Here is a 4,950-nt window from a genome sequence, read left to right on the forward strand (position 1 = left end):
GATCGGTCCCTGCGCGACGATGCCGCCCTCACGCAGCAGCATGACGTGCGTGAAGCCCACCGGGATCTCCTCGACGTGGTGGGTGACCATGATCATGGCGGGCGTGGTCGGGGATGCGGCGTAGCCGCTCAGCAGCTGGAGCAGCTCCTCACGGGAGCCGAGGTCCAGGCTCGCGGTCGGCTCGTCGAGCAGCAGCAGCTCGGGGTCGGTCATCACCGCACGGGCGATCTGGACGCGCTTCTGCTCCCCGTCGCTGAGCGTGCCGAACAGCCGCTCGGAGAGGTGCTCGAGCTTCCAGTCCGCCAGCACGCGACGCGCGCGCCGCTCATCGATGCCCTCGTAGTCCTCGTTCCAGCGGCCCATGACCGAGTACGCCGCGGTCATCACCGTGTTCAGCACGGTCTCGTCCCGAGGGATGCGACGAGCCATCGCCGTCGACGCGAAGCCGATTCGCGGACGGATCTCGAACACGTCCGTCCGCCCCAGGGTCTCCCCCAGGATCGTCACCGTGCCGGACGTCGGGTGCATCAGCGTGTCGGCGAGCTGCAGCAGGGTCGTCTTGCCGGCCCCGTTCGGTCCCAGCACCACCCAGCGCTGATCCTCGGAGACCTGCCAGGTGACGTGATCGACGATGTCGCGACCGTCACGGCGCACGACGACATCGGTGAAATCCAGGGCGCTCGACATGACGCCCAGCCTATCGGCTCAGGCGGTCAGCTCCTCGTACAGCGCGCGGGTGGTGTCGGCGATCGCACCCCAGCTGAACTCGGTGCGGGCACGCTCGCGCCCGGCCGCGCCGTACTCCGCAGCGCGCTCGGGATCGCCCGTCACCTCGGTGAGTGCGGCGGCGAGGTCCGAGACGAACCGCTCGGGATCCACCGGCGTGCCCGTGCCGTCCTGCAGCTGCTCGATCGGCACGATCCGGCCCGTGACGCCGTCCGCCACCACCTCCGGGATGCCGCCGGTGCGCGTGCCGACCACGGCCGCGCCGCAGGCCATGGCCTCCAGGTTGACGATGCCCAGCGGCTCGTACACGGACGGGCACACGAACGTCGTGGCCGCGGTGAGGATCGCGGACAGCTCGTCGCGCGGCAGCATCCGCTCGATCCAGATCACGCCCTGCCTGGTCTGCTGCAGCAGCCGTACCAGTTCCTGAACCTCGGCCATGATCTCCGGCGTGTCCGGCGCGCCCGCGCACAGCACCAGCTGCACCTCAGGGGGAAGCAGCTGCGCGGCCCGCAACAGGTACGGCAGGCCCTTCTGCCGTGTGATGCGTCCCACGAAGACCACCGACGGGCGGGCGGCGTCCATGCCGATGCTCGCCAGGAACTCCGGGTTCTCGATCGGCCGCCAGCGCTCCACGTCGATGCCGTTGTGGATCACGCGGACGCGCGCCGGGTCCACCTGGGGATAGCTGCGCAGGATGTCGGCGCGCATCCCCGCACTGACCGCCACGATCGCGGCGGCGTTCTCGTAGGCGAGCTTCTCGATGCCGCTCGAGACCGCGTACCCGCCACCGAGCTGCTCGGCCTTCCAGGGCCGAAGCGGCTCGAGGCTGTGCGCGGTGAGCACGTGAGGGATGCCGTGCAGCTGCGAGGCGAGGTGGCCGGCGAAGTTCGCGTACCAGGTGTGGCTGTGCACGACATCCGCCCCGGCGACGTCGCCCACCATCACGAGATCCGTGCCGAGCGTCTGCACGGCGGCGTTGGCGCCGGCGAGCTCCACGGGAGCGCGATACGCCTGCGTACCGGGTTCGTCACGGTCGGATCCGAACGCGCGGACCTGCACGTCGATGCTGCTGCGCAGCGCGGCGACGAGCTCGGCGACGTGCACACCGGCACCGCCGTAGATCTCCGGCGGATATTCCTTGGTGATGATGTCGACTCGCATGACTGCACGGTAGTACATCCGCCGCTTCGGGCTCTATGGTGGTCCCATGTCGGCACCCAAGAAGGTTTTCGGGATCATCCTCGCCGGCGGCGAGGGCAAGCGTCTGATGCCCCTGACGGCGGATCGGGCCAAACCCGCGGTGCCGTTCGGAGGGCAGTACCGGCTCATCGACTTCGCGATATCGAACCTGATCAACTCCGGCCTGCGGCAGGTCGTCGTGCTGACGCAGTACAAATCCCACAGCCTCGACCGGCACGTGTCGCAGAACTGGCGGATGTCCGCCCTGCTCGATTCCTACGTCACCTCGGTGCCCGCGCAGCAGCGCCTCGGCAAGCGATGGTTCTCAGGGTCGGCGGATGCCATCCTGCAGAGCCTGAACCTCATCCTGGACGAGAAGCCGGACATCGTCGTCGTCATCGGCGCCGATCACGTGTACCGGATGGACTTCCAGCAGATGGTGGACGCGCACATCGCGTCCGGCGCGTCGGCCACGGTCGCAGGGATCCGTCAGCCGCTCGCTCTGGCGTCCCAGTTCGGCGTGATAGACGCAGACCCCGAGACGGGCCGCATCCGCGAGTTCCTGGAGAAGCCGACGGATCCGACCGGCCTCGCCGACTCGCCCAACGAGGTGCTGGTATCGATGGGCAACTACGTCTTCGACACCGACGCGCTCATCGCGGCGGTGGAGGCCGACGGCGAGTCCGCCAGCTCCGGGCACGACATGGGCGGCGACATCGTGCCCTACTTCGTCGAGCGCGGCGAGGCGGGCTACTACGACATGAAGCAGAACGACGTCCCCGGCTCGTCACCGCGCGACCGCTCGTACTGGCGGGACGTGGGAACGATCGACTCCTACTTCGACGCGCACATGGACCTCATCTCCACTCTGCCGATCTTCAACCTCTACAACACGGCCTGGCCCATCCGGACCCAGACCGTGAACACGCCACCGGCGAAGTTCGTGCGCGACGCGGTGGGACGCATCGGCAACACGATCGACTCCATCGTGTCGGCCGGCTCCGTGCTCTCGGGCACGCACCTGGAGCGCAGCGTGGTGGGCGTGGGCAGCCTGGCATCCGGTGGATCGACGATCACCGACTCCGTGCTGCTGGACGGCGTGCTCGTGGGGGCCGGAGCTCGGGTGCACAGAGCCGTGCTCGACAAGAACGTCGTGCTGGAGGACGGCGCGACGATCGGCGTGGATCGCGAACGCGATCTGGAGCGCGGCTTCACGATCACGGACTCCGGGATCACGGTGGTCGGGAAGGGCGTCCGCATCGCGCGCTGATCCGCGGATGCCGCTGAACTGACATCCGTGCGTCGACGGCCTCGGCCGGCCGATACGCTCGAGCGGTGACCACCGCGCGCTTCCTCGTCGTCCTCGATGCCGATTCCACCCTCATCCGCAACGAGGTGATCGAACTGCTCGCCGACGAGGCCGGACGTCGCGCGGAGGTGCAGGCGGCCACGGAAGCGGCGATGCGCGGCGAGGTCGACTTCGCGACCAGCCTGCGCTCGCGAGTCGCGGCGCTGAAGGGCGTCCCGACGGATGCATTCGAGCGGGTGCGCGCACGCATCGAGCCCACTCCCGGAGTGCGCGACCTGACCGCCGCGGTGCATGAGCGGGGCGGCGTGGTGGGCGTCGTCTCGGGCGGCTTCCACGAGATTCTCGATAACGTGGCGCCCGAGCTGGGCGTGGACCGCTGGCGGGCCAATCGTCTCGCGACCGCGGACGGCGGGCTCGTCGGCGAGGTGGACGGTGCGATCGTCGACGCGAAGGCGAAGGCCGACTCGCTGAAGCAGTGGGCGGCGGAACTGGGCGTCGCACCGCACGCCACGATCGCGATCGGCGACGGTGCGAACGATCTGCTGATGATGAGCGCGGCGGGCCTCGGGATCGCCTTCAACGCCAAGCCTGCCGTCCGCGCCGCGGCGGCGCTGGTGGTCGGCCCTCAGGACCTGTCCGAGGTCATCCCACTGCTGCCCTGAGTCCTGCCAGGCCCGCTGAGGCTCCTTCCCTCCACAGAGCCGCGGATCGCGCAGACGTCGCAGAGTCCCCGTTTGAACAGGGATGAATCGTTGCACTCCCACGCGGTGGAGGCTGTGCATCCATCCGGTGGAGGCTGTGCATCCATCCGGTGAAGGCTGCGCCTCCGTCCGGTGAAGAATCGAACACCGCACTTCTGAGCATTGACCGCACCCCCTCATTGGCGTTAGCATCCGAGGCAATTGTAAAGCTCTTTTCCGATTGATCTCCCCCGTCCGTAACGCCGCACCGGCGGCTACGACACGAAAGACCGCTGATGACCTCTCCCGGAATGGCACGCACGCTGACACGTCCACCTGCCCGCCTCCTGCGAACCTTCACCGCCGCGGCGACCGCACTGCTGCTCGCGCTGGGATCGGGCGCCGGCGCCTTCGCCGCACAGACGGCCACGAGCGAGAGCATCGCGCGATGGGATCTCATCACCGCTCCGACGATCACCGACGCGAGCATCGCGGCCAACGTCTTCGGCTCCGTCGGCGGCGCCGACCGGGACGCCACCCTGCGGCCCGTCACGACGGATCCACTCACCGGGTACACCTACGACGATTCCGAGCACTCGGTGCGCTATCAGGGGTGGAACGACGGCGTCGGCATCAAGTCCTGGCTGCTGGAGGTCTCCACTCGCGGATACACCGACATCACCGTGAGTTCTCAGCAGCGCTCGAGCGGCACGGGTCCTCGCGACTTCGCGGTGCAGGTCAGCGTCGACGGGCAGACGACCTGGCAGACGGTGCCGGACGGCGAGGTGACCGTCGGCGGGGACTTCACGTCGGGTACCGTGGCCTCGCTGCCGCTGCCGGCTTCAGCAGCAGGTCACGACCGGATCGCGATCCGGTGGGTCGTCACCTCCACGGACAGCGTCGGCGGCGGCACCGTCGGCGCAACGGGATCGAGCCGCATCACCGGGGTGTCCGTGTCCGGCATCCCCACCGGCGGGACCCCGCCCGTCACGCCGGATCCCGGCGTGACGCCCTCCCCCGGTCCCACTCCGGAACCGACCCCGACGGACACCC

The 4,950-nt window shown here is 69.0% G+C and carries 4 protein-coding genes and 1 pseudogene; 3 read left to right on the forward strand and 2 right to left on the reverse strand.

Annotated elements, in window-relative coordinates; all coding sequences use genetic code 11:
- Positions 1 to 687: ABC transporter ATP-binding protein (locus tag BGN97_RS13530; RefSeq protein WP_292702515.1), on the reverse strand; the 687-nt coding region annotated here is incomplete at its 3' end.
- A gap of 18 nt (positions 688 to 705) precedes the next feature.
- Entirely contained in the window at positions 706 to 1,890 is a 1,185-nt protein-coding gene (gene glgA, locus BGN97_RS13535; protein ID WP_292702517.1) for a glycogen synthase, read from the reverse strand.
- A 46-nt stretch (positions 1,891 to 1,936) separates the two neighbouring features.
- Between glgA and BGN97_RS13540 the strand changes: the two genes are divergently transcribed.
- The 3 genes and pseudogenes from BGN97_RS13540 to BGN97_RS13550 form a co-directional block, all read left to right on the forward strand.
- Positions 1,937 to 3,178: a glucose-1-phosphate adenylyltransferase gene (locus BGN97_RS13540; protein WP_292702519.1), complete on the forward strand. Its 1,242-nt coding sequence runs from the start codon at positions 1,937 to 1,939 to the stop codon at positions 3,176 to 3,178.
- 65 nt (positions 3,179 to 3,243) lie between these two features.
- A complete protein-coding gene (serB, locus tag BGN97_RS13545; protein WP_292702523.1) occupies positions 3,244 to 3,879 on the forward strand; it encodes a phosphoserine phosphatase SerB in 636 nt (211 codons plus the stop codon).
- 314 nt (positions 3,880 to 4,193) lie between these two features.
- Positions 4,194 to 4,950: pseudogene (locus tag BGN97_RS13550) on the forward strand (hypothetical protein); the annotation flags it as partial.

Origin of the sequence: Microbacterium sp. 69-10 (genome assembly GCF_001897945.1) — a bacterium.
Classification (GTDB): Bacteria; Actinomycetota; Actinomycetes; order Actinomycetales; family Microbacteriaceae; genus Microbacterium.

What these genes read in the sequence shown, in the direction of transcription:
- BGN97_RS13540 (WP_292702519.1), top strand. Translation starts at nt 1,937, where the DNA reads ATGTCGGCACCCAAGAAGGTTTTCGGGATCATCCTCGCCGGCGGCGAG.
- glgA (WP_292702517.1), bottom strand. Translation starts at nt 1,890, where the DNA reads ATGCGAGTCGACATCATCACCAAGGAATATCCGCCGGAGATCTACGGC.